This is a genomic window from Desulfocapsa sulfexigens DSM 10523 (genome assembly GCF_000341395.1).
Taxonomy (GTDB): Bacteria; Desulfobacterota; Desulfobulbia; order Desulfobulbales; family Desulfocapsaceae; genus Desulfocapsa; species Desulfocapsa sulfexigens.
In genome coordinates, this window is sequence record NC_020304.1 from 1,098,764 (window position 1) to 1,121,706 (window position 22,943).

The 22,943-nt window shown below is 50.4% G+C and carries 27 protein-coding genes; 1 reads left to right on the forward strand and 26 read right to left on the reverse strand.

The features are described 5' to 3' along the window. Positions 1 to 411 precede the first annotated feature (411 nt). The gene (gene clsB, locus UWK_RS04845; RefSeq protein WP_015403235.1) at positions 412 to 1,575 is read left to right on the forward strand and encodes a cardiolipin synthase ClsB; all 1,164 of its coding nucleotides are present in this window, start codon (positions 412 to 414) and stop codon (positions 1,573 to 1,575) included. A 93-nt stretch (positions 1,576 to 1,668) separates the two neighbouring features. On the opposite strand, the gene UWK_RS04850 is transcribed toward clsB, so the two are convergent. The 26 genes from UWK_RS04850 to glgP all read right to left on the reverse strand — a co-directional run bounded on the left by UWK_RS04850 (position 1,669) and on the right by glgP (position 22,816). Next, the gene (locus UWK_RS04850) at positions 1,669 to 2,136 is read right to left on the reverse strand and encodes a hypothetical protein (RefSeq protein ID WP_015403236.1); all 468 of its coding nucleotides are present in this window, start codon (positions 2,134 to 2,136) and stop codon (positions 1,669 to 1,671) included. Between the two features lie 103 nt (positions 2,137 to 2,239). Beyond that, entirely contained in the window at positions 2,240 to 3,289 is a 1,050-nt protein-coding gene (locus UWK_RS04855; RefSeq protein ID WP_015403237.1) for a two-component system sensor histidine kinase NtrB, read from the reverse strand. An 88-nt stretch (positions 3,290 to 3,377) separates the two neighbouring features. Further along, the gene (locus tag UWK_RS04860; RefSeq protein ID WP_015403238.1) at positions 3,378 to 4,055 is read right to left on the reverse strand and encodes a potassium channel family protein; all 678 of its coding nucleotides are present in this window, start codon (positions 4,053 to 4,055) and stop codon (positions 3,378 to 3,380) included. Continuing rightward, a complete protein-coding gene (locus UWK_RS04865; RefSeq protein WP_015403239.1) occupies positions 4,052 to 5,515 on the reverse strand; it encodes a TrkH family potassium uptake protein in 1,464 nt (487 codons plus the stop codon). Before UWK_RS04865 ends, UWK_RS04860 begins: the two co-directional genes overlap by 4 nt. 105 nt (positions 5,516 to 5,620) lie before the next feature. After that, positions 5,621 to 6,514, reverse strand: coding sequence for a F0F1 ATP synthase subunit gamma (locus UWK_RS04870; protein ID WP_015403240.1), 894 nt, complete (start codon positions 6,512 to 6,514; stop codon positions 5,621 to 5,623). Continuing rightward, positions 6,511 to 8,046, reverse strand: a complete 1,536-nt coding sequence (locus UWK_RS04875; RefSeq protein ID WP_015403241.1) for an alternate F1F0 ATPase, F1 subunit alpha — start codon at positions 8,044 to 8,046, stop codon at positions 6,511 to 6,513. The genes UWK_RS04870 and UWK_RS04875 overlap by 4 nt, the downstream gene beginning before the upstream one ends. After that, positions 8,043 to 8,864: a F0F1 ATP synthase subunit delta gene (locus UWK_RS04880; RefSeq protein ID WP_015403242.1), complete on the reverse strand. Its 822-nt coding sequence runs from the start codon at positions 8,862 to 8,864 to the stop codon at positions 8,043 to 8,045. The genes UWK_RS04875 and UWK_RS04880 overlap by 4 nt, the downstream gene beginning before the upstream one ends. A 4-nt stretch (positions 8,865 to 8,868) precedes the next feature. Next, positions 8,869 to 9,150 (reverse strand): F0F1 ATP synthase subunit C, encoded by a 282-nt coding sequence (locus UWK_RS04885; protein ID WP_015403243.1) that lies wholly within the window; start codon positions 9,148 to 9,150, stop codon positions 8,869 to 8,871. Positions 9,151 to 9,171: 21 nt separating this feature from the next. Then, positions 9,172 to 9,867 (reverse strand): F0F1 ATP synthase subunit A, encoded by a 696-nt coding sequence (locus tag UWK_RS04890; RefSeq protein ID WP_015403244.1) that lies wholly within the window; start codon positions 9,865 to 9,867, stop codon positions 9,172 to 9,174. Then, positions 9,857 to 10,168: an N-ATPase subunit AtpR gene (locus tag UWK_RS04895; protein ID WP_041916674.1), complete on the reverse strand. Its 312-nt coding sequence runs from the start codon at positions 10,166 to 10,168 to the stop codon at positions 9,857 to 9,859. The genes UWK_RS04890 and UWK_RS04895 overlap by 11 nt, the downstream gene beginning before the upstream one ends. Next, entirely contained in the window at positions 10,161 to 10,505 is a 345-nt protein-coding gene (locus UWK_RS04900; protein ID WP_015403246.1) for an AtpZ/AtpI family protein, read from the reverse strand. Before UWK_RS04900 ends, UWK_RS04895 begins: the two co-directional genes overlap by 8 nt. Continuing rightward, on the reverse strand, positions 10,498 to 10,902 hold the full coding sequence (locus UWK_RS04905) for a F0F1 ATP synthase subunit epsilon (protein WP_015403247.1): 405 nt from the start codon (positions 10,900 to 10,902) through the stop codon (positions 10,498 to 10,500). The genes UWK_RS04900 and UWK_RS04905 overlap by 8 nt, the downstream gene beginning before the upstream one ends. Further along, the gene (gene atpD, locus UWK_RS04910) at positions 10,877 to 12,343 is read right to left on the reverse strand and encodes a F0F1 ATP synthase subunit beta (RefSeq protein ID WP_015403248.1); all 1,467 of its coding nucleotides are present in this window, start codon (positions 12,341 to 12,343) and stop codon (positions 10,877 to 10,879) included. The genes UWK_RS04905 and atpD overlap by 26 nt, the downstream gene beginning before the upstream one ends. Before the next feature lie 229 nt (positions 12,344 to 12,572). Continuing rightward, positions 12,573 to 12,884 carry a response regulator gene (locus tag UWK_RS04915; protein WP_015403249.1) on the reverse strand — a complete coding sequence of 104 codons (312 nt, stop codon included), beginning with the start codon at positions 12,882 to 12,884 and terminating at the stop codon, positions 12,573 to 12,575. After that, complete coding sequence (locus UWK_RS04920) at positions 12,881 to 15,205, reverse strand: hybrid sensor histidine kinase/response regulator (protein WP_015403250.1); 2,325 nt, start codon at positions 15,203 to 15,205, stop codon at positions 12,881 to 12,883. Before UWK_RS04920 ends, UWK_RS04915 begins: the two co-directional genes overlap by 4 nt. 289 nt (positions 15,206 to 15,494) lie before the next feature. Continuing rightward, positions 15,495 to 15,707, reverse strand: a complete 213-nt coding sequence (locus tag UWK_RS04925) for a hypothetical protein (protein ID WP_015403251.1) — start codon at positions 15,705 to 15,707, stop codon at positions 15,495 to 15,497. After that, positions 15,704 to 15,994, reverse strand: coding sequence for a sll1863 family stress response protein (locus UWK_RS04930; protein WP_015403252.1), 291 nt, complete (start codon positions 15,992 to 15,994; stop codon positions 15,704 to 15,706). Before UWK_RS04930 ends, UWK_RS04925 begins: the two co-directional genes overlap by 4 nt. A 34-nt stretch (positions 15,995 to 16,028) precedes the next feature. Then, complete coding sequence (locus UWK_RS04935; RefSeq protein ID WP_015403253.1) at positions 16,029 to 16,250, reverse strand: hypothetical protein; 222 nt, start codon at positions 16,248 to 16,250, stop codon at positions 16,029 to 16,031. A gap of 117 nt (positions 16,251 to 16,367) precedes the next feature. Further along, a complete protein-coding gene (locus tag UWK_RS04940) occupies positions 16,368 to 16,658 on the reverse strand; it encodes a sll1863 family stress response protein (protein ID WP_015403254.1) in 291 nt (96 codons plus the stop codon). 209 nt (positions 16,659 to 16,867) lie between these two features. Next, positions 16,868 to 17,017 (reverse strand): lmo0937 family membrane protein, encoded by a 150-nt coding sequence (locus tag UWK_RS19280; RefSeq protein ID WP_015403255.1) that lies wholly within the window; start codon positions 17,015 to 17,017, stop codon positions 16,868 to 16,870. Positions 17,018 to 17,195: 178 nt separating this feature from the next. Next, positions 17,196 to 17,384 (reverse strand): Thivi_2564 family membrane protein, encoded by a 189-nt coding sequence (locus UWK_RS04945; RefSeq protein ID WP_015403256.1) that lies wholly within the window; start codon positions 17,382 to 17,384, stop codon positions 17,196 to 17,198. 147 nt (positions 17,385 to 17,531) lie between these two features. Further along, on the reverse strand, positions 17,532 to 18,098 hold the full coding sequence (locus tag UWK_RS04950) for a hypothetical protein (RefSeq protein ID WP_015403257.1): 567 nt from the start codon (positions 18,096 to 18,098) through the stop codon (positions 17,532 to 17,534). A 12-nt stretch (positions 18,099 to 18,110) separates the two neighbouring features. Further along, positions 18,111 to 18,515, reverse strand: coding sequence for a hypothetical protein (locus UWK_RS04955; protein WP_015403258.1), 405 nt, complete (start codon positions 18,513 to 18,515; stop codon positions 18,111 to 18,113). A 232-nt stretch (positions 18,516 to 18,747) separates the two neighbouring features. Then, positions 18,748 to 19,590, reverse strand: a complete 843-nt coding sequence (locus UWK_RS04960) for a BON domain-containing protein (protein ID WP_015403259.1) — start codon at positions 19,588 to 19,590, stop codon at positions 18,748 to 18,750. A 40-nt stretch (positions 19,591 to 19,630) separates the two neighbouring features. Then, on the reverse strand, positions 19,631 to 19,942 hold the full coding sequence (locus tag UWK_RS04965) for a putative quinol monooxygenase (protein WP_015403260.1): 312 nt from the start codon (positions 19,940 to 19,942) through the stop codon (positions 19,631 to 19,633). A 348-nt stretch (positions 19,943 to 20,290) separates the two neighbouring features. Then, a complete protein-coding gene (gene glgP / locus UWK_RS04970) occupies positions 20,291 to 22,816 on the reverse strand; it encodes an alpha-glucan family phosphorylase (RefSeq protein WP_015403261.1) in 2,526 nt (841 codons plus the stop codon). Positions 22,817 to 22,943: the final 127 nt, after the last annotated feature.

Sequence of the window (22,943 nt, forward strand, 5' to 3'; positions counted from 1 at the left end):
AGCCTGGACGTAAAGAATTGAGAAGAATGCACATTCCGCAGGGAAAGCAACATGGCACAGAAAAAGTATCCATTTGATCACCACCGGCTTTCAATCACTACCATAAACCGGCTCGCTATAACCTGGCCAGCATCAGCATTGTGAACTGAAATTGAGGATCAGATAGGACTTTTCCTTTCATTTAGATAACTAATAACTTATCCTGCAAGAGTGTTAAGGTTCCAAACGCGCAAGCCACGAAAGCTTCGTATTTTCATTTGGGCCAGTCCATTTAGGAGATCATCCCATCATAAAGCTGCGTATTGCTCCTTACAATAGTCACAAAGGATTTTCTCACTTCAACCAGCGCACGATACTATGCCTGGATAGCATCTCCAACCACGCCGTTTTGAGTGCGGAACTTGAACTACGATGAAAACCCGATTTATCAACGGCAACACTCTCCAGTTGCTGACAAACGGCGCAGCCTACTTCATGGCCCTTGAGCAGGCCATTGATACCGCGCGGAATATTGTTCCCCTCGAGACCTACATCTTTGCCGACGACGAAACAGGCAGACGCATAGCTGCAGCTCTGACACGGGCCGCAAAGCGTGGGGTGACAGTGCGTGTCCTGGTGGACGGCTTCGGCTCAAACAAAATATTCGACATTATACGTCGGCAGCTCTTAAGCGACAAGGTGCAGGTGCTGATTTACCACCCAAAGATATCTCCCTTCACTATGAGTCGAAACCGTCTGCGGCGACTGCACCGTAAGCTGGTAATGATTGACTGTCATCTGGCCTTTATCGGAGGCATCAACATCATTGACGACATGAACTCCCCAGGGGATCTGCCGACCCGCTACGATTATGCAGTGCGCATTGAAGGCCCCCTGCTGGGGACGCTAGTAAGAGAGAACGAAAGGTTGTGGAACAGGATAGCCCTGCTCAATTTCAAGTTGGAATGGCGAATTCGACCACTCCCTATACCCCAAGCCGTTGCCTCTGGCAAGCAGCGTGCCGCTCTGGTGGTACGTGACAATTTGCGCCACCGTTTCGATATCGAAGATGCCTATCTTGACGCCATTAACCGGGCACAGAAAGAGATCATTATCGTCAACGCTTATTTTTTTCCCGGCAAGCGTTTTCGACGCACGCTTCGACTGGCAGCCGGACGTGGCGTACGGGTTATTCTACTTTTGCAAGGACGCATGGAATATGCTCTGTTACATTACGCTTCCCGTGCCCTTTACGGAGCCTTTCTTGATGCCGGGGTCGAAATATACAATTACCGGAAAAGCCTTATGCATGCCAAGGTAGGAGTGATCGATGGACAATGGTCCACGGTCGGCTCCTCCAATATCGATCCGTTCAGCCTGCTGTTGGCCCGTGAAGCCAATGTCATCGTCGACGATTCGCAGTTTGCCGAGGAATTGCACGCCAGCCTTCGTCAGCACATTGAGGATGGTGCCTTGAAAGTGGATCAGGACTCATGGTACGGCCAGCCACTGTGGCGGCGCATCATCAACTGGAGCGCCTATGGTGTTGCCCGATTACTACTTGGTCTGGCGGGACTTCGCAGCAAAAGCTATTAGCTTTCAAAGTCACGATGAAAAGTAATCCCAGGCATTTGGACCACTTCTCATTAACGTCACGAACACTAAATGAGTCAATGTTGATTTCCATTATTATTCGTTTTCTTTCTCTACTTTTTCTATAGTTGCACTTAGCTTTTGATACACACCGAGTGCCACAATTAGAACAGCTGATACTAAAATGAGTAAACCTGGATACAGTAAAAGAGTAAGATCTTTCGTTCCTGCTTTAAAGATATAAACCAACCCTTCAATGCTAACTGCAATAGTTATGATTACAATTATTTTTGTAATTGTTCTTCTTGCTTCTTCAGGATCACGAAGCTGTTTATTTACAAATACTTCTTCTTCCATCATGTATTGTGCAACATCAATAATGGCTGCAGATATTATTATTGCACCGACAGACTGAAGCATTAATGGAATAAACTCTGTTGATTCCCCAACGCTGGAAATGACCTCATACACAGACCATCCCATAGTGACCAGGGATAGGATTATAAGAATTAATGCCGCAAACAAATGAACTCCAGAAAAGATAATATTAAACATTTTTTCCATGATTTGACCTTTATAAATTTCCAACTACTGAGGCTCTATCTGCTATCGATATAATACCCATTACGGCCCCGATAACCTGCCGCGAAGAGTGTCATTTGTCAGTTTACTTTCTTTTAGGGATTCGCACGGTAAAGACAGAACCAGTATTCAAACTGCTTTTCACAGAGACACGTCCTCCATGCCCTTGAACAATAGCTTTTACAGCCGCAAGACCTAGTCCATGCCCCTTACTGCTTGATTTACTTTGATGAAAAGCATCAAAAATATATGGTAAGTCATCATCTGAAATTCCAAGCCCATTATCTTTTATTTGAATGACCACATCTCTGTCATGCTCATTGACGCTGGTGACAATCTCTCCATTTTGATGAATAAATTTTATAGCGTTAGAAAACAGATTTTCGAACACTCGCTGCAGTTGTCTGCTGTCTGCTAGAATAGGCGATACAGAGTCATACTCCAAACGTATAGTACTTCCTTTTTCTGACGCCTGGGGCTGACATCTCAGAATGAGTTGATTAAGAAGTTCTGGTAAATCGATTTCTTCCAAATTAAGTCTTACCTTATCTGTGACTTGTCTTGAGAATTCCAAAAATTCCAACACCAGAGACTCCAACTGTTCTCCAGAGTATTTAATAGTTTTACAATAGGTATCAAGCTTGTCTGCTGACATATCTTCATGGTGTTCCTGGATTCTTTTTGTCAGACCTAAAATGGCAACCAATGGAGACTTCATGTCATGGGCCAGCATATTTTGAAAGTTGTTTTTTTCGCGCTCTAAGGACTTTTCCCTGGAAAAATCTTCAATTATCTCCAAAAAGCCGATGACTTCGCCATCATCATTTTTAATTGAAGCAGCACTTAGTCTTACCGGAATATGTTCATCATAACGGTTTATAAGTTCGGTCTCAACGCCGGAGGTCGGTACACCGGCTTCCTTTAAAGTTTGTAAAGGGCTTTCTGTGTTACGGCTTTTACTATGTAATATTTCAGAACATGATTTTCCCATGACCTCTAAGGCGGAATACCCCGTTAAGTCCTCTGCTGGATTATTAAAAGAGGTGATATTAAAATCTGCATCCATGGTCACTACAGCAACAGGAATATTTTCTAAAATTAGATGGCAGAAGTGAGGACTAACATGGTCAGACATACAGTTCCTTTTGTATCTAATTGTATTCTTTTTTTAAATCAATTTCCTGTTCCCACATCAACTAAAACCCATGTCCAGCTGTTCATTCTTACTCCTTCGATTGCAGCTCTTCTGGCACCGGCTTCGGCTGCCAACGCTCTTCCAGCACGGGCATATTTTTACTATGGGTTAAAATCACGATCTCGTCGCCGAAGCAAAATTCTGTTTTTTCATCGGCATGGGAAAACTTACCGTCACGGTAATAGCAGATAACCTTCGCTTCGGCTGGTAATTTCAGATCTTTGGCTGCGACCGCATCTTTCTCTGTGGCAATCAAGGTGAAAAAACGTGCTTCATCCTTTATGACCGTTGAAAGTTCAATGATTTCACCACCACCTGCCATGTCCACCAGAAAACGACTGATGGTTCGGGAGGGATTGATCGTGTCCTTCAGACCCAATTCATGGCAGATAGTTTCGAACTGGGGATCGCCGATGCTTGTCACTATCCTTACAAAACCAAGGGAACGGCCAACGAGACTGGCGATAAGGTTGACCTGATCACTGTTGGTCAGACAAAACAGAAAATCTGTTTCCCCGGGATTGACTTCATGCAGGATATTCGGCAGACTGCCATCACCATGAAGAAAGCTGCAGTCCAGCTCTTCAGACAATTCATCGATCATATCCTTATCAATCTCGATGATAACGACTTCATGACCCTTTCTGATCAGTTCCTTGGCAGTTTCGATACTTACTTTACCGGTTCCAATAAATACAATTCTCATGTTTCCTCCATTCTTCTGCCAAACCACGTCCCGGGATAGATCATCATCAGCCAGGCGATGATTTCAAGTCTTCCCATCAGCATGTCAACACACAAAACGCCTTTGAGCAGGGCTGGCAAGTTGGCATTTGTCAGTCCCACGGACAACCCAACCGTTCCCGTCGCCGAAACCACTTCAAACAGAGAGTCGAGCGGGCTGAACCCCATTACCACAAACGGCAGCCAGGAAAATAGAACAACTGCAACGAACAGCACAATAAGTAGAAGGGCCGCGTGAATATCTTGATCCCGCAACCGGCGGCCTACCAACCGATGCTCGATGACGGCGTGTCTCGGCAGACAGGTTCGTACCAGGATCAGCCGCAACACACTCACCGCAATCAACAGCCGCAGCAGCTTGAAGCCACCGGAGGTCGATCCAAAACCGCCACCCACCAGCATCGAGCTGATCAGAACCAGTTTTGAGCCTGCATCGAGCTGATCACAGGAAATTGAAGAAAAACCAGCGGTTGTCTGCGCAGAAAAAGCGAGCAGTGGTGCGTGATGGAGTATCTGGGTCCATGCCATGTCGGTACTGAGTCGCATTGCAGCACCAATTGTCAGCGAAACGATCAGAATAACGATGATGATGGCCCGCATCTGAAGAAATTCAACGCCAACGCGCCATTTTTCTTTAAACATCCCATACCAGAACGCAAGCGGGATAGCCCCGGCAAGGCAGAGCAGACTAATCCACACCTGAGCGGGCCAGCCTAAGATCGCGAGGCTGGTGTCATTCGGGGCAAAGCCTCCGGTCGAAACCGCCGCAAAGGTATACAGAACCCCGTCGAAACACCTCATGCCCACGGCAAGCGAACCGATGATACCGAGGACGGTCAAAATGATATAGACTTTCAGGACGCGCCGTGCGTGGGCCCGTGTACCACCGACAAGATCATCACTTTCCGCCTCGGTGACGGCAAGACCCTTTGCATCCAGACCCGGCTGGATGACGAGCGCCAGGGAAAGAACAACGATACCCAGCCCTCCATACCACTGCATCCAGGCGCGAGCAAAAAGAAATGTCGGCGGCGCGCCAACAAGCGTCGCCTTCGTGCTCAGTCCAGTGGTCGTCACCCCGGAGACGGCTTCAAAGAAGGCATCGAAAAAGCCAAGTCCCGAGCCCATCATCGGGTAGGACATCACCAACGGCGTAAAGAAAAATATCAATGCGACCAACATCATGCCTTCATTGGCCTGTACCCTGGCAGGAGTCCGCAGCCGGGACAGGCTGGCCCCGAGGACCGCGAGTCCGCAAATAACCACGCCATACCGCAGGCTGATGTCGATGTCGCCACAGATTACCGACACCACAAACGGCGCCAGCGACAGCGTAGCGAGCACTAGGGACATCTGGCCGAAATACTTGCAGACCACACGAAACCGAACCGCGTATCTGAGTTCTGTTGCCTGTTGTACCACCAACGAATCTTCTCCCCTTTTAAAACCCGTAGTGCAGAACGACACGATCTACAGTGGTTTCCATCAGGTCGCTTACGCTCTAAGAGACCAGATCTCCAATGTGCATCATTTTTTTTCTTTGCTCAGTAATTCATAACCGGCGACGACATCGAACAACTCTTCATCTATGGTACTCTGCCGCAGACGATGGAAGGTCCGGCTCAAATCCTCCAGCAGTTCATCAATATTTTTTTCGGCACGTTGCATCGCGGCCAGACGGCTGGCATTTTCAGCAGCCAGTGATTCAGCGCAAGCCTTGAAGAGCGATACGAAAAGATATTCACGGATAAGCGCCGAGAGTGTTGTCTCGCCACCTGCCAGGATATCGGGAAGATTATCAGACGGCCAGCTGACTTCGGTCAGGTGGTGGCGCCATTGCTTGTCAAGCGGCAGCAACCGTTGATTAACGGACTCATACAACGCCCCGGACTGGGGACGGTTGTGAAAGAGGTAGACCTGCCCGATCTCGCCTTTCCGCCGATGCTTTTCAAACTCGGTAAGAATCTGACCGACAAGCGGCGTGATGGCTGTGACCGAATTCGGTACCACGAATGTTCCCACCGGTGGCATTCCGGCATCCTTCAGACGCACGTCAACACGCTCGCCAACCGCCCAGATCCTTTTCTCCCCTGGCAAAGCACTCAGCGCATCCATGGTAAACTCCACCAGCGCCTCATTGAATTTGCCGACAAGTCCCTGGTCCGAGCCAAAAATGATTGCTCCAATCACACCTTTGTCTATTTGTTCGGCCTGATCCACACCGTAGTCCAGCCCGGCTCCTTGCTGGAAGTAGGCAACCAACCCCAGTTCCACAGTACGATCATAATCTATCAGGGCACTCACAGCGTTTTCGTACTGCCCCCTGTTTGAGGCAGCTAACGCTTTCATGGTCCGGACTACGGATCCAAGTTTGCCGGCACCGCTCATCTTACGGCGCAAATTTCCCAGTGTCTCGCTCATAGTTCCGTCTGAAAAACTGTAAGCGCATTGCCGGCGACGCGGAGAACCGCCTCGCGATCCTCGTCCGTCAAGGTGTCAGCCGAGAAAAATCGGCGGCTGACTTCCACCGGAATCTCAGCCGCGGCCTCACGCAGGGCACCTTCCACTTTTGGCATCATATCGAGCGGTATGGTGTCCAGGAGTCCATCGAGCAGGGCCAGCAGCACGGCTATCTGCTCAGGCACGGATACCGGAGCGAACTCCGGCTGCTTGAGACAGGCACGGATTCGTTGGCCATGGGCGATAATTTTCCGGGTATGCTCGTCAAGCCGGGCGCCGAACCTGGCAAAGGTTTCCAACTCCTCGAACTGCGCATAGGCAAGCTTCAAGGACCCGGCCACCGCGCGATAAGCCGCGAGTTGTGCCTTGCCCCCGACCCGCGACACCGATTTGCCAACATCAACTGCGGGCAGAATTCCCAGTTCAAAAAGCGTCGGCGAGAGATAGATCTGACCGTCGGTAATGGAAATAAGATTGGTTGGAATATACGCGGAGATATTCTGCGCCTCGGTCTCGATGATGGGCAACGCGGTGAGCGAGCCGCCACCGAGTTCACTGCGCAAGTGAGTTGCACGCTCCAGGAGCCGCGAATGGATATAGAAGATGTCGCCGGGAAAGGCCTCTCGGCCGGGTGGTCGACGCAGCAGAAGAGAGAGTTCACGGTAGGACCTGGCGTGGTGGGTGAGATCGTCATATACGATAAGCACGTCGCGGCCCTGCTCCATAAAATACTCGGCGATGCTGGTGGCGACATAGGGCGCGATATAGGTGAGGCCTGGCGGATCGTTGCCCTCTGTTACCACGACGATGGTGTATTCCATGGCGCCTTTTTCGCTGAGATCGGCGACGACCTTGGCCACGGCCGAGGCCCGCTGGCCGATGGCGCAATAGATGCAGACCATGTCCTGATCACGCTGGTTCAGGATGGTGTCGATGGCAATAGCTGTCTTGCCTGTTTGCCGGTCGCCGAGAATCAACTCGCGTTGGCCACGACCGATGGGAATAAGGGCATCGATGACCTTGATGCCGGTTTGCAGCGGCATGGTGACAGGAGCCCGGTCCATTATGGGTGTCGCATCCCTTTCGATGGGCAGACGCCGAGTGCAGGACACCGGCCCCTTGCCATCCAACGGACGACCAAGCGGGTCGATAACGCGGCCCAGCAGTGCATCACCCACAGCCACATCCATGACCCTTCCTGTGCGCTCGACTTCATCTCCCGTGTGCAGGAGCCTGTATTCGCCCAGAAGGACGACACCGATGTCGTCCTCGTCGATATTAAACGCAATACCAAACAAGTCGCCAGGGAACTTCACAAGTTCCTCAAAACCGACGCCGGGAAGACCATTAACTCTTGCAATGCCGGTGGCGACACCGGTGATCGTGCCCACCTCCCGGGGTGTCAGTTGCGGCGTGAATGCTTCCCGTACCTGGCGAATTTCGGTAAAGGCGCTGTCGAAAACGTTTCCGAGGCTCTCCGGTTCGATATTCATTGGTTCCTTGTTTCAGGCATACGTTCTACAGGTTCAGAGTCGGTCTGGGGTGCAGGTTTGTTCTTCTCTTGCAAAAGTTCGGCAACACCCTGTTCCAGCGACGCCAGATAATCGGCGATGCTCCACGCCACCTTTTGTCCGTCCGTGGTCAATTCAATACCGCTAATCACGTTCGGCGCGGTCTCGAATCGGACATTGACTTCAGCCGAAAAGGTTTCGTTGAGTCCATTTTGTATTGCCGCGCGATGCTCCGCAGTCAGGTCAAAGGCACTGCGCACCACTACTGGGTCAGACGCCGTCTTGAAGGTCTCGGCAAAGCCAGCCTTGTGTTCCCCGTCTAAGTCCCGTAACCGACGAACAAAAACATCCACCATCTGCTCTTCCAGATTCGTTCCGGCAAGATCGGTCAACGCCTTTCGAGCGATGGCAAAAACTTCCTGCTGTGTCCGACGACTGATTGCCTGATGGAGGTCGTGTTCTTCGTCTCTTAACGCTTCCTGCCTTTTTGTACTCAAAGCAACGGCGGCATGCCGCGCTTCATTGAGAAGCCGTTGACGCTCAGCCTGCGCCTCGTCTGTCGCCTTGCTCAGAAGTTCGTTGCGCTGCTGGTCGAATTCCTCGTTTTTGTGCTTGAACTCATCACGTTCCCGCAGAGCTTCGACTTTTTTTGCATCGGCGTCCGCGAGTTCCGCGGCGATTCGTTCTTCCCGTGCATCGATGGCATTGAGGATAGGTTTGTAGAGGAAACGCTTCATCAACCACACCAGGATGAGAAAATTGAGCACCTGTGCCAGAATAGTAAACCAATCGATCAACATGGATTTATTTCCCCGCGGCCTGGGCGATAAAGTGGTTCCAGAAAGGGTTGGCGAAGATAAGAATCATCGAAACCACGAAGCAGTAAATGGCCGTGGACTCAACCATCGCCAAACCAACGAAGAGCGTCCGGGTGATAGTGGGAGCGGCGTCGGGTTGCTGGGCCAGTGAACTGAGCGCCGTTGACACCGCACGGCCTTCACCCAGAGCAGGTCCTAAACATCCAAACCCGGTGGTGATACCGGCGGTGAAGATTGATACAATCGCTATAATCGTCATACTATCCATAGGATCTCCTTTGAAAATACTTCAGTGTGTTGTGTCAGTTTCAGGCCTTGGGGTCTGGGCACTTACGGCGCCCGCGATATAAACCGTTGCCAGAATACTGAAAATGTATGCCTGTACCATGCCGGTGAGCAGACCGAGTACCTGCATAATGATGGGAAAGATAAAAGGAGTGATGCTGAGCAGAATACCGATAATCATTGCCCCACTCATCATATTGCCGAACAGGCGGACCGCAAGGGCCAGCGTGCGTGAGATCTCACTGATAATGTTAAACGGCAGCATAATGAACGTCGGTTTCAGGTAGGAAGAGATGTAACCGCCCAGCCCCTGCTCTTCTACGCCGAAAAGAGGCACGGCCACAAACACGCACAGGGCGAGGGCCACCGTGGTCGAAAGCGAACCGGTCGGCGACTCGTAACCGGGAATGACGGTGCAAAGACTGGCTGCGGCGACAAACAGGAAAAGCGTCCCCAGAAAGCCGAGATATTTGCGCGGTTGCAGCAGGCCGACCTCTTTAATCTGTTCCTCGATTGTGGTGACGATGATTTCCAGAAGGTTCTGCCAGCGGGAACGTTGCAGATCCATGGAAAGTTTACGGGTGATGAGTATTGAACCGCCAGCCAGCAAGAGCATCAGCGCCCAGGTAAAGACAATCGTTGCATTGAGTTTGAAAAACCCCAGTTGCCAGTAGATAATTTGGTCGGGACTAAGCCGCATGGCCAGCCTCCCCTTCCAATGCGGTCGGCTTCTCATCCACCCGGGTGAACCGTGTCACTAGAAAGCGTGCCATGGCAAATCCGAGGAGACACAGCAGTAGCCTCTGCCAATGACCGCCCCCAACAAAATAAAATCCAGCCACGGTAAGGCCTATCCGCAGCAGCATACTGCCGAGGAACCAGGCCGCCGGCCGCTTGGAGGCAAGACCCTTGCGAACCGTCCACCAAAGACCACCGAAAAACATCACACCGAGTAAAACACCCGCCACCAACGCCAGCAGCAGTGTCAGCATTTCATTCATTATCATTAGTATCCTCCTGTTCTTCCTGCATTGCCTTGTCTTCTCTGGAGACCCAGTGCCAGGCATTATAGCAGCCCATGGCAAGTCCGGCGACCAACAGGGCCAGGGTCCAGGAGCGGCCGCCCGGATAGTGCTTGTCCAGCCAGAGACCAAGTGCTGCGCCGAGCAATGTCGGAATCGCCACCGACCAGCCGATAAGCCCCATCATGCCCAGGCCGAACCAGACGGTATGGGTGACGTTACGCCGCGCCTTAAGCTTGCGCTTTTCCTTTATGCCGACCTCCCGGCTGAACGTTGTCCGGCCTTGGGTGCTTTTTGTTTCCTGCTCCTCACCCATGTTGAAACTCTATAAACCGACGGATAAAACCGCTCTCCAGTTTCGCCAGCACCGAGCGGACGCTCTGTTCCCGTTCGTCGAGGGACAGAAACTCCCGCTCCACGGCCACGCGCAATTCTCCGAGCTTGGTTCCGCCGATTGCACCACGCACAGAGACAAGTACCTCCCGGCCCGACTTGACCAGCACCCCTTCATCAATGGCGATAAATACTTCACCTTCCGATTCGGTTTCGTAGCTCAGTATCCCTGGCACCAAGGGCGCCACACAATCAAGCCGGCGCGGTAAAAAACCAAAAGAGCCCTGCGGTGTCTCAACAACGATATGCTTGACGTCCCCCTCCTCCGTAAAAACCCGAAACGGCAGCAGTACCTTAAGCTTCATGAGTGGTCTTTTCATGCTCGCCTCCGTGCTTGGTCTCGGGCTGAACCGGAGCTTGATCGACTTTTGCCTCTTTGATCGAACCGATCATGTACAATGCGCTCTCCGGGATATCCTTAAACTCATCGCGCAAGATTCGTTCGCAGCCATCAAGCGCGTCTTTGAGTGGAACAAGTTTCCCTTTCAGACCGGTAAATTGCTCCGTTGTGAAAAACGGCTGAGTAAGGAAACGTTCCAGCCGGCGGGCGCGCAGAACCACGTTACGGTCTTCCGGTGATAATTGTTCCAGGCCAAGCATCGCAATAATATCCTTTAGTTCCGTATATTGGGCAAATGTCTTCCTGATATCGCGGGCCACACGATAATGATGTTCTCCGACAATGCTTGGCATGGCCATTTTCGAACTCGACTGGAGAGGATCTATGGCGGGGTAGAGCCCTTCTCCCGCGAGCTTGCGGGAGAGTACTATGGACGCTGAAAGGTGCGAGAATGTGTGAACCGCCGCGGGATCGGTGAAATCATCCGCCGGTACATAGACAGCCTGAATGGAGGTAATGGCACCGGTATCGGTATTAGCGATGCGCTCCTCAAGGCTTGATAGCTCAGTGCCCATCGTCGGTTGGTAGCCAAGACGCGACGGCATCTGTCCCATGAGACCGGAAACTTCTGAACCGGCCTGGATAAAACGAAAAATGTTGTCGATAAGCAGCAACACATCGCGGTGCTCATCGTCGCGAAAATATTCAGCCATGGTCAGCGCCGCATGGCCGACTCGAAAACGACTGCCCGGCGGCTCATTCATCTGGCTGAACACCATGACCATATTCGAAAGGACACCAGCTTCCTTCATTTCGCGGTACAGCTCTTCACCCTCACGACACCGTTCACCGATGCCGCAGAAAATACTGACGCCCTGGTGATGGGCGACCATGTTGTGAATCATTTCGGTGAGCAGCACTGTTTTACCGACTCCAGCGCCACCGAAAAGACCAGCTTTGCCGCCTCGTTCAAGCGGCGCCAACACATCGATGACCTTGATACCCGTTTCAAATATTTCCGACTTGGTGGAGCGGCGCGACAAGGGTGGTGGCAACCGATGGACCCCCCGGAACTCAACATCTGAAACCGCCTCCCCGCGATCAATGACATTGCCGAAAACGTCGAACATGCGCGAGAGAATTTCCTTTCCCACCGGAGCCTGCAAGGGTCCACCCGTATCTTCCACGGCCATGCCGCGAGCAAGACCCTGGGTGGGCGTCAAAGCTATACCTCGAACGCGGTGCCCATCAAGCTGAGACAGCACTTCGATAGCTATTTGTTTCTTTGGCCCTGCGTGCAGCAACGAATATATAGGTGGCAGATGATTGTCAAACCGCATGACAACCACACTGCCCCGGACGGAAACGACCACACCAGAGTTCTTCAATGGGCGAGGTGTCTTTTCCAATGTTTTTTCCATTTGCCTGCCAACGGTTGCAATCCTTTAAATTAGAACTCCGGTTAATCGTTCGTCTGTCAGGATCATTTTATCAAATTCGTTCTTCTCAGTCAAACTGGTCCTTGCTGATCTCCCTCCCTGCACAAGGCCTGTTACTCCACCGACAACGAGATACTCCTCATCAAAATAAGGAGTTTCAGGATGGTGCACCTCTATTGCCGATCGATTTATTCTGGTTTAAAGGATAGTCTCATCGATGCTGCTCAAAAATATCTTTAAATACTGGGGCGACTGCCTTGAATCCCTTCAGAATCGCGGGATCAAAATGTTCCGGCATGGTTCGGCCGTCCCCCTCGGTGATAATCCTGCAGGCCTCGTGGCCATCCATGATCGGCATCACGATATCGAGGACGATCAGGTCCGGTGAGTTTTCCCGCACCTTCCGCACCGCCTCCTCTCCATCGGCGGCAAATTCAACATCATAACCTAAGGGCACCAGCCACTTGGTAAGCAGTCTGAGATTGCTCTCTTCATCGTCGACCAGCAATATCTTCTCATTCATTTATCCAGGATCTCCCTCACTTTCACCAAAAGGATTTTTGACTGATACGGTTTCTGGATGAAGTCAAAACCACCCTCCAGCAATTCCCTGTTAGTAATAATCTCAGTGGAATAGCCACTGGTGAAGAGTATTTTCATCTTTGGGCAGATCTTGAGGATCGCCTCACCGACTTCTCTGCCGTTTTTCTTCGGCATGATCATGTCAAGTAGAACGAGGTTGATCCGCTCCCGGTTTTCAAGGAATTTTGCGATTGCCTCTTCACCATCCTCTGCGAAGATAACCGTATAGCCGAAGGACTCGAGCACGATCTTTGACAATTTCCTCAGAGCGACGTCGTCCTCGGCTACCAGGATCGTCTCATGCCCGCCCTTAACCGGTGCGGGAGCCTCCGCTTTTTGATCCAGAGCCTCTTCATCACAGAGAGGCAGAAATATTTTAAAAATAGTGCCTTCGCCCGGTTCACTGTAGACCTTGATATAGCCGTTATGTTGTTTGATGATCCCGTAAGAAATGGCGAGTCCAAGCCCGGTCCCTTCTCCGATCTCTTTGGTGGTGAAAAAAGGCTCGAATATCTTCTGCTGTGTTTCCGCATCCATTCCCGGCCCGGTATCGGCAACCGTGATCAACGCATATCTCCCCGGCCGGCCATATCCGTACGCAGCAACATAGGCCTCATCTATTTCCTCAAGGCCGGTGGTGATCATCAGCCGCCCACCTTCGCGCATGACGTCCTTGGCATTGGAGGCAAGGTTTGTCAGCACCTGCTCGATCTGCCCGGTATCGGCCGACACAATCAAGGGCGTATCCGCAAGATCCAGATGAAATTCAATACTCTCTTGGATAATGCGAACCAGCATTTTTTGCAGGCCCAGGATAAGTTCGTTGATATTAACAGCATTCATTTCAGCTTCATTTTTTCTGCTGAAGATCAGGAGCCTTTTGGTAAGAGCAGCAGCCCGATCGGCAGCGACCAGCACCTCGGACATATCTTCTCGTGCCGGGTCGTCTGCCGCCAAGGTGTCCATAACCATGGCGCCATACCCCATGATTACGCTAAGGATATTGTTAAAATCATGAGAAATCCCCCCAGCCAGAGTGCCGACGGCCTCCATCTTCTGGGAATGAAGGAGTTGTTTTTGAAGTTTTTTCCGTTCACTCACATCGCGAATATTACATTGGGCCAATTCAGCCCGGTCGACCATGTATATGTCCGTGTAAATTTCTTGGCCTGTCTTGGTTTTCAACGGAACATCTTCATAATTTAGGATGCCCTCCCTATCCAAATCTGCCATTGTTGCGGAAAAATCACGGGTATCGATTGTAACACCGATATCCCGTAGTTTTTTACCACGGCATTCCGCTTCGGCATACCCCAACAGTTTTTCGATGGCCGGATTCGCATGGGCCACATGTCCTTCTTTCTTTTCAAGAAGCATGATCCCATCGCTGGCGGTCTCAAAAAGTCTTCGGTAACGAGATTCAGACTCCGCTAACAGATTTTCCAGTTGACGGCGCTCGGTGATGTCCTCGATAGCCAGGAGGATTATCTGCTCTTTGTCCAAGGATTGTACAATCTGGCGGGCATTCAGCATCATAGTCCGTCGCCCGATGGTGGCAAAATCGTGTTCGACCTCATAGCCATAAAAGCTGGTTCTCTCAGGCATGATGTTTTCCAGTAGTTCCCGCAACAGGGGGATATCCCACTGTTTATTGCCCAGGTTATAGATAAGCCGCCCCACGGTTTCCTCCGGTTTTACCTGAAAGAATTCATAGAAGGAGCGACTGACAGTAACCACCCTGAGATCATGATCCAAGGAAATCAAAGGTTCGCGGACCGTGTTGATAACGCTCTCCGCAAATTCATGTGCTACATCGGCAGATTGTTTAATAACAGCCAGTTGTTTTCGGGTGGTTTCCAGGCCCGTTTCTATCGCCTTACGCTCGGTGATATCCTCGATGGCCAGGAGGATTATCTGCTCTTTGCCCCACGGCCGTTCAATCTGCCGGGCATTCAGCAACATGGTTCGCCGCCCGATGGTGGTGAAATCGTGCTCAATTTCATAGTCATCAAAGGTGATTTTCTCGGGCAGAATGGTTTCCAGGAGTTTGCGCAGCCTGGGGATGTCCCATTGCTTATTGCCCAGGTCGTAGATAAACTGTCCCACGGTCTCCTCAGGGAGCACCATGAAGACCCGGTAAAAAGAATGGTTGGCTGCGACTACCATGAGATCATGATCGAGAACAATCAGAGGTTCACGAAGGGTATTGATGATGCTCCTGTCAAATTCCAGGGATTGCGCGTTGCTCTTTTCATTGATCACTGCATCTCCTCACATGAAGATTTTATTTTGTACCAGTGTGAATCAATCCAGTTCAGACAGGAGGTTAATGACAAGTTGCTTCAGTCTCCATTCGCGCGACTAGAAGTAAATTGGAGATAACTGTTCTCAACCCTCCCATCAGTCATAGCAGGTGGACGGAAAAGAACAGGTCGTGGATTATTAAAGCATTGATGTGTTTTTCCACATCATAGTCCCACCTCTTGCGGATCACTTTTCCTTGATGTCACCGGCGTCCGTTGTCGTGTTTTCTCTTAGATCCACTCACTCGCTAACTACTCCAGGCGTGGGAAAAGAGGAACTTCACGACTCCGGGGCGGAGAAAATCCATTTTCCGGAGGAGCAATACACTCGGGGAATACATTCCCTGCCAGGGGGTTATGTAATACATATCATAGCAGTCCAATGTACCACTCTCCTGGCAGGCAATGGAAATATCATTGGCTCCAGTTGCCATACCAGGGGATTCAGCGTTTTTGTTCATTTAAACTTTGCAGCTGCATCGTGAAAGGCGGTCTTGACTTCAGACCAGGCTTTTTCCGCGCCTGTTTTGAGATCTTCCCAGGCCTCATCTCCGGCAGCCTTCAACTCATGCAGTTTTGCCCTGGCAATATCGCGCTTGTGCTGCAGGGCCTCAATCTTCGTTGCATACTCCACCTTTAGATCCGCATTGACATTTTCCACCTTGGCCTTGAGCAGATCAATCTCTGCGTTCCATTCCTTCAACTGCGCATCGAGCTTTTCTTCATACGCTTTTCGTTTCTCCATCATGACAACCTCCTTATGTTTGTTAATTTGCATTCTGTCAGGCATTCTTCTTTCCCACAACCAACAGGACGATGCCTCCCACAAGTGCAATAGCTCCGACGATCGGAGGCAGCGGAAAAGTTTTCGTCTTCTCGGTCGTCATCTCGATCGGCCCGATATCGATGACCTTTTCCTTACTGGTATAGGTGATGCCTTGATAGGTAAAGGCCATGATTCCAATTGAAATGAGAATTATGGCTACAATTGTTTGTGTTTTCATTACGTGCCTCTCCGTTATCTGTTAAGTTTGAAAAAATTCCCATCCAGGCTGGAGTCGCAGGCGACGCCCCCTAATGACGTTGAACACTAATGACCCGTTTTGTTTTTCTGGAAAATTTTAATCTTTAAAGCTCGCAACTGCATCTTCCAGGGTTGATTGCAATACTGTCCACGTATTCTCCACACCATCGACGAGTTCCTCCCACATGTCATCATGTGCAGCATCGAGTTTTTTTAACTTGGCTTTTGTGGCGTTGATATGCTGTTCAACTTTTTCAACATGTCGGTTAAGTCTTGCCTGAGTGGCGGTATCAAAATTGTGCCCCTGGGCCTTGAATTCAGCAAATCTGATCTGAACTAATTCCAGCGCTGTGTGCTTTTCCTTTTTATAAGCATCTCTGTTCCGCATTGTATAACTCCTGTAGTTGCATTTCGATAAACTTACGTTATTTCTATCAATTAGACAGAATTTTCGGTAGCTGTCTTTCTTTTTTTAAGCGACTTTTTCATGTCCTGCAGGATTGAATAAATCCCATGCTGCAATCGTCTGTGTGTTCATTATGTGCCTCTCTCTTATTCTGTTAAGTTTGAAAAAATTCCCATCCAGGCGAGAGCTACCTACCTCCGACGCCGCCCCCCAATGACGTTGAGCAGAACAACAATTATGGCAACCACCAGAAGGATATGAATGAATCCTCCCATGGTGTAACTGCTGATCAGTCCCAGCGCCCACAGAATTATCAGTATTATGGCAATAGTCCACAGCATAACGATCCTCCTTTTGTTCATCTGTCAGTTAAACGGTCTCCCGTGGGTATCTCGCCCATTATCGGCAGCGTCATTGTCACGAATCATCTTCGCCGTCACAAGGAGTCCGCCAATGGACCGTTGATCCCCACATCACCCGTTACATGTATATGTACAATCTAATTCCAGCCGGTTGTCACTACCCAACACGAATGTTTGCGATATTTCCGATCACCCCAAAGACACTCAACAACCAGAGAACCACAACAATTATCACCACTACATTGAGAATTTTCTTTATGTTGGCCTGCATCGGTATGTAGTTGTTAATAACCCAGAGGATTACCCCAACAACAACCAGAATAATTATTAAATTAATTAGCGGCATACTCCTTCTCCTAAAATTTCTTTATTTTGTATTGTTTTCAACATACTCTGCGCCTCAGCCTCTGTATCATCTCTCAGACTGGCCCGGAGGCAATTCCCCTGGATGTGAAAACATCAATCTTCCAGACTGTCGATTTCCCAAATTATGTTACCGAAACCGATCCAGATCTCTTTCCAGTAAATCAAGCCGTTGGGAAACATCTGCACTCTCCTCACGTGGCGGGTATCTTCCGTCTTCCGTCATCCGAAAATACTCTCGCCGGATGGAGTCCAGTCTGGATTGAAATTCCCGTTTCTCACGTGCAAGCAAACGACTGCTGATTCTTTCATCATCAATTCTTCTCTGGATGGCGATGATTCTGTCACCATTTCCGGGTCCTTCCATTCGTGCTGGCCGGATGAGTGCCCTGTCGATATCCTCTTCAAGCCCATCAAGACGTAGAGAAAGCCTATCCCATTCGTCCCGGTAAACCCTTCTGTCCCTCAGGTTCGCATAGTCTGTTCGGATCCCCTTCAGTGTCGTCAAAAATACCTGGGACTCATCAAGAGAAAGCGTGCGGGTTTGCAACCCTTCTCCTATCTTCTCCTGGATCACAACCATCTGAGTCTCTGTATTCCTTTCATTCTCAGGCCATGTTTGCGGCATTGTGGCGCAGCCCGAGAAAAAGACCAATCCAAACACCACGAATACTGCCAACAAAAGAAAGTTCTTCATTTTCCACCTCCTCTACTTTTGATAATACTCCCGGACTTTTGCTGCAATCTGACGATCCGTCATGGTGTCTTCTGTCTCCACAGCCTCGATACGTCCTCCAAGCTTTTCTTTTTCAAGACGTTTTTTCAGTTCGCCCTTTGCCTCACCGGGACCAAACAGCAGAATCGATTCAGCATCACGAACAGCCGAAACAACTTCATCGTAGTAGGTGTGAAGTTCTCCGGTAAAAATCCTCTCCCGGCTATCATCCGCCGGAACCTTCTGTGCTTCAAAAGAGGTTGTCGAGCGTACTCCGTCAATTCTTCCTGGCTGCTTTTCCACTTTTGATTCGATAATTTTTGTGTCCTCTCCGTTGCCCGAAACTGCAACAATCACGGCCTTGCGATGATCAATCCACAAACCAATGGTCGTTTTCATATATCACCTTTGTGTATACCGCTTCCTCCGGCGTTCAGATACCGGAACGTATTGCTTTTTTTAGCCTCTTTCATCCATATGGCCGTCTGGGACCCGAACAGGACAACCGGGGACCCGACGGCAGCATGCTGGGTTATACTCCATCCCCTTTACGCGCATGTCATTCTTGACAAAGGCTACTCCCTTGACAGTGTGAGCAACTCCGCCAGCCCTGTTAATGTCTGTCTGAGAATCAGCATCCCTCAATCTTTTCTTTTGACTTGGATTTCTTGACGGTTATGGGTTTCTTGACAATCATGTTATTGACCACGCTGTTCACGCCATGAACATCCTGGACGTATTTTGTGGCCAAATCCTTTTCAGCCGCATTTCCCACGTTACCCTCCAGCGTTACCTGACCATTAGTTGTCATGACCTTGGTGTCGAGAGCGCTGGTCGAGCGATGATAGAGTAATGTCATCTTGACCAGAGCGGTGACGGATGCGTCATCAATTGAATCGCCCACGTCACTTATCTTCTCACTTATCTTTGATTCGTCCGTTGTCATAGACGCCTCTGGTACCTTCATATCATTTTGGACATCTGCAACCCCTACGACATCCTTGACTAATTCGGTCGTCAGGTCCTTCTGCGCCTGGCTTGTTGCTTCGCCCTGCAGGGTTACGATTCCGTCGTTGGTGTCGACTTCCGTCATGGCGCTTACGTTCCTATGAAAGAAAAGTGCTGTTTTCACCTTCGTGGTAATCCAGGAGTCCGAATTCTCGAGCGCGCTTTCACCTTTCACTTCCAGCTGGTTATCGACGCTTTTTACTCCAGGAAGGTTTGCCACGGTCTCCTGGGCCAAAGATTTGTGTGTGTCTTCAGTAACAGTACCGGTCAAGGTGACAGCGCCGTCCATGGACTTGACTGTAACGTCGTCGTTCTGAAGAAAGTTTTTGAACACATACGAACTCTTGGCAGAAGATTCGACGGAATCATCTGCTTCGCTCGCAGTGGCTAAAACAGGAACAGTGGCAACGAGCAGGACAGTGACTACTGCCATCAAAACCATGCGATACATTTCTTTCACTTTCATTTTGTTCTCCGTTATACACGTTGGTTTTTTCTTAGTATCTTCAACACCTGCCCTCTATTTTTCCGGCAGGCTGAAAACACTGGTAAACGATTATCTCACTGGGTTCTTCCAGCAGGTTCATGGCCCCTCGCAGTATTTTGAAGGACTCAGACCCGTAGTGAAGGTCTAAATTCTTTTGTGTTGCCCATTCTTCAAGCAGACAGAGGTTATTCTCATCTTCCGTGCGATAAAACAATTCACAGCGCTCACAGCCCATCTGAGCCCTGATACAGCCGAGAAGCGAGGTAACCGTCTGGGACAGTTCCTTGCGTTTCTCGGCAGACACTTTCATATGGATGATGACTAGAATCATATCTTACACCTAGCAAGAAGAATGCCAACAAACACAGGTAGTCGTAACCACGCAAAAAACCACCTATTCACATACAATTAGGAACAACAGCAGAATAAAAAAAGAAGGATTAAGGAGCAAATATATCCGCCACATGTGGCGGGCCCCCAGGATATTGAGGGTAATGGTGAGGGATCATCAGGAAATCAGAACAACTGTTTTACGACTGGAGTAACTGCGAGGTCCTTACCAACCCTTGCAGCTAGGCATGTAACGGTTACAATTCTTTGCTGGTCAGAGGATCGCCCATTATTTTCTCTTCCTTGTTGTAAAGGACTTTCAATCTCTCCAGGCAAAATTTCCTTTGGCTTACTCCAGCCAGCGAATGAAATTGGCCTCCAGCGGCACCGATAAATCCGCATGATAGGGAATCACCCGTGGAGTGTAATTTGCTGCCGGCCGCACAGCGGGCATAGTTGCATGGTACTGGTAACCAACAGTCGATCCAGCGAGCATCTCACCACGATCCATGGTTACACACACAGGATCGGCATCCGGGGGCAGCGGGTCAGCGTATAATTCGACCCGGACCGCGGTCGGCAAAATCTTGCCCAGATAGACTTCCACTTGAAACAGGTGCCTCGTTGAAGATTCCTGTACTGTGTATTGCCCGAAACGTAATTGTTGCCAATGATTGGTGAGTGAGATGTGCCATTGTTCTATGGCAGCAGATAAGCTCGCATTGTCGGCCGCACGGCGCCGGTATGCCATTGCTGCCGACAGGTAATAATCGTCGGTATATTCCCGCGCCATTCGATTACAGGAAAACCTGGGTGTCAACCGTGCCAGGCTCTGACGCATCCTGGCCACCCATGACGTGGGTATGCCCTGTTCATCACGGGTGTAAAAGGCCGGCACCACTTCCTGCTCCAGAAGCATATACAGTTCCTCTGCTTCCACCGCATCCCAGGCAGCATCATGATCATGCTCCTGCCCGTCGCCAAGGGACCAGCCCACTTCGGGTTCATAGGCTTCAGCCCACCAACCGTCCAGTTCCGACAGGTTAAGACCACCGTTGACCAGCACCTTCATGCCGCTGGTACCACTGGCTTCCCAGGGGCGGCGCGGCGTATTCAACCAGAGGTCCACGCCCTGAACCAGTTCAGCAGCGAGCCCCATGTCGTAATCCACAAGGAACACACCGTGTCCATGTATTTCCGGTCGTCGCATATAGTCATTCCACTCTCGCACAAGACGCATCCCTTTTTCATCCTGGGGATGAGCCTTACCGGCAATCAGAAGCTGTACAGGACGCTCGGTATCGGTGAGCAGGCGTGTCAGGCGATCTGGATCGGCAAGGAGCAAGGTAGGCCGTTTATAACTGGCAAAGCGACGAGCAAAACCGATGGTCAGAACATTCGGATCAAACAGCTGGAGACATTGCAGGACGCCCTCTTGACTGACACCACAAGCTGCCTGCTGGCGGGCCAGGCGTTGCCGTACTTTTTCAACAAGCGGCTGCCGTGCCCGGTTCCGCATGGCCCATAGTTTTTCATCGTCCACATTGTGCCAGGCCTGTTCTATGCTTTCCAGGGTGCTGAGCCAGCTCCCCTTGCCGCAATGTTCGGTCCACAGGGCATCGGCCGCAGCAGAATCCCACGAAGGCATATGGACGCCGTTGGTGACATGACTGATAGGGATTTCATGCTGCGGCCATCTGGGAAACAGAGGACAAAAAATACGGCGGCTGACCTCGCCGTGCAAACGGCTGACACCATTTACTCTCCCACAACCGCGCAGGGCAAGATAAGCCATGTTAAAGGAGTCACGGTCATCACCATCGAGCCCGTCGCCCAGAGCCAGCAATGCATCCATGGAAATCCCAAGCTGCTTGACATAACCAGAAAAATACCGTGCCACGAGCTCGTACGCAAAACGATCAAAACCCGCGGCAACAGGGGTATGGGTGGTAAAGACATTGCCGGCCCTGGTACTTTGAAGAGATAAGGAAAATGATCGGTCGTTGAGTTCCATAAAGCGACGGGCACGCTCCAGCACAACGAAGGCGGCATGCCCTTCATTCAGATGACATACCGTTGGAGAAATATTGAGCGCTTCGAGCAGGCGCCAGCCACCAATGCCCAGCACGATCTCCTGTTGCAGGCGCATTTCTCTTCCACCTCCGTACAACTCGCCGGTGATACCCCGATCACCCGGATCATTAAGGAGATCGTTGCTATCCAGCAGATACAGGGGAATCCGACCGACCTGTGCCTGCCAGCCGCGCAAATAAAGGGTGCGACCCGGCAATTCCACGCTTATTCGCAGCCATTCCCCATCAGGCCCCTGTAAAGGAAGTACAGGCAGCATAGTAGGATTGTTGTATGGAAAAAAAGCCAACTGGTTACCATCGGTGTCGAACGCCTGACGAAAATACCCCTGCTGATAGAGCAATCCGATGCCGACCAAAGGAATACCCAGATCACTTGCTGTCTTCAGGAAATCGCCAGCAAGTATACCTAAACCGCCCGAATAGATAGGCAGCGCCTCACTCAAGCCAAATTCCATGCTGAAATAGGCCACGGCTCCCAACTTGTTGTCGCCATGTCGCTCTTCAAACCAAGTTGATTGACTCAAATACTCCTTGCGATAGTCGAACTGACGCTGCAGTTCATCGACAAAATCGGTATCGCTGGCAAGGGTTTCCAACCGCTTTCTGGAAATACTTTCCAGGATCAGCCACGGATCTTCTGTCGCCTCCCAAAGTTCGGCATCAACTTTCTGCCAGAGGGTATCGGCGCTATGGTTCCAGTTCCAGCGCAGGTCTAGCGCAAGTTCTGTAAGCCCTTTCAGTTGCTGGGGCAGAGACCGGGGCAGGTATCGTTCTGGGTTCATGGTTCACCTCTGCTCAATTCTTTTCATTATTAACAAATTCGATATGTCTTGCAAAACCACAGTTGCCCAAAACACATGTTACCAATTGGGTTATGGAATCCTCACTGCATCACGTACATATTTCACT

Bases quoted from the DNA above. Each gene is read 5' to 3' on its own strand.
- atpD (WP_015403248.1), bottom strand. From the start codon at position 12,343: ATGGAAAAAACATTGGAAAAGACACCTCGCCCATTGAAGAACTCTGGT.
- glgP (WP_015403261.1), bottom strand. From the start codon at position 22,816: ATGAACCCAGAACGATACCTGCCCCGGTCTCTGCCCCAGCAACTGAAA.
- UWK_RS04890 (WP_015403244.1), bottom strand. From the start codon at position 9,867: ATGCGGCTTAGTCCCGACCAAATTATCTACTGGCAACTGGGGTTTTTC.
- UWK_RS04950 (WP_015403257.1), bottom strand. From the start codon at position 18,098: ATGAAGAACTTTCTTTTGTTGGCAGTATTCGTGGTGTTTGGATTGGTC.
- UWK_RS04945 (WP_015403256.1), bottom strand. From the start codon at position 17,384: ATGCCGCTAATTAATTTAATAATTATTCTGGTTGTTGTTGGGGTAATC.
- UWK_RS04885 (WP_015403243.1), bottom strand. From the start codon at position 9,150: ATGGATAGTATGACGATTATAGCGATTGTATCAATCTTCACCGCCGGT.
- UWK_RS04850 (WP_015403236.1), bottom strand. From the start codon at position 2,136: ATGGAAAAAATGTTTAATATTATCTTTTCTGGAGTTCATTTGTTTGCG.
- UWK_RS04870 (WP_015403240.1), bottom strand. From the start codon at position 6,514: ATGAGCGAGACACTGGGAAATTTGCGCCGTAAGATGAGCGGTGCCGGC.
- UWK_RS04915 (WP_015403249.1), bottom strand. From the start codon at position 12,884: ATGAATGAGAAGATATTGCTGGTCGACGATGAAGAGAGCAATCTCAGA.
- UWK_RS04925 (WP_015403251.1), bottom strand. From the start codon at position 15,707: ATGAACAAAAACGCTGAATCCCCTGGTATGGCAACTGGAGCCAATGAT.
- UWK_RS04855 (WP_015403237.1), bottom strand. From the start codon at position 3,289: ATGTCTGACCATGTTAGTCCTCACTTCTGCCATCTAATTTTAGAAAAT.
- UWK_RS04960 (WP_015403259.1), bottom strand. From the start codon at position 19,590: ATGAAAGTGAAAGAAATGTATCGCATGGTTTTGATGGCAGTAGTCACT.
- UWK_RS04880 (WP_015403242.1), bottom strand. From the start codon at position 8,864: ATGTTGATCGATTGGTTTACTATTCTGGCACAGGTGCTCAATTTTCTC.
- UWK_RS04940 (WP_015403254.1), bottom strand. From the start codon at position 16,658: ATGCGGAACAGAGATGCTTATAAAAAGGAAAAGCACACAGCGCTGGAA.
- UWK_RS19280 (WP_015403255.1), bottom strand. From the start codon at position 17,017: ATGCTGTGGACTATTGCCATAATACTGATAATTCTGTGGGCGCTGGGA.
- UWK_RS04875 (WP_015403241.1), bottom strand. From the start codon at position 8,046: ATGAATATCGAACCGGAGAGCCTCGGAAACGTTTTCGACAGCGCCTTT.
- UWK_RS04895 (WP_041916674.1), bottom strand. From the start codon at position 10,168: ATGAATGAAATGCTGACACTGCTGCTGGCGTTGGTGGCGGGTGTTTTA.
- UWK_RS04930 (WP_015403252.1), bottom strand. From the start codon at position 15,994: ATGATGGAGAAACGAAAAGCGTATGAAGAAAAGCTCGATGCGCAGTTG.
- UWK_RS04935 (WP_015403253.1), bottom strand. From the start codon at position 16,250: ATGAAAACACAAACAATTGTAGCCATAATTCTCATTTCAATTGGAATC.
- UWK_RS04860 (WP_015403238.1), bottom strand. From the start codon at position 4,055: ATGAGAATTGTATTTATTGGAACCGGTAAAGTAAGTATCGAAACTGCC.
- UWK_RS04965 (WP_015403260.1), bottom strand. From the start codon at position 19,942: ATGATTCTAGTCATCATCCATATGAAAGTGTCTGCCGAGAAACGCAAG.
- UWK_RS04900 (WP_015403246.1), bottom strand. From the start codon at position 10,505: ATGGGTGAGGAGCAGGAAACAAAAAGCACCCAAGGCCGGACAACGTTC.
- UWK_RS04955 (WP_015403258.1), bottom strand. From the start codon at position 18,515: ATGAAAACGACCATTGGTTTGTGGATTGATCATCGCAAGGCCGTGATT.
- UWK_RS04905 (WP_015403247.1), bottom strand. From the start codon at position 10,902: ATGAAAAGACCACTCATGAAGCTTAAGGTACTGCTGCCGTTTCGGGTT.
- clsB (WP_015403235.1), top strand. From the start codon at position 412: ATGAAAACCCGATTTATCAACGGCAACACTCTCCAGTTGCTGACAAAC.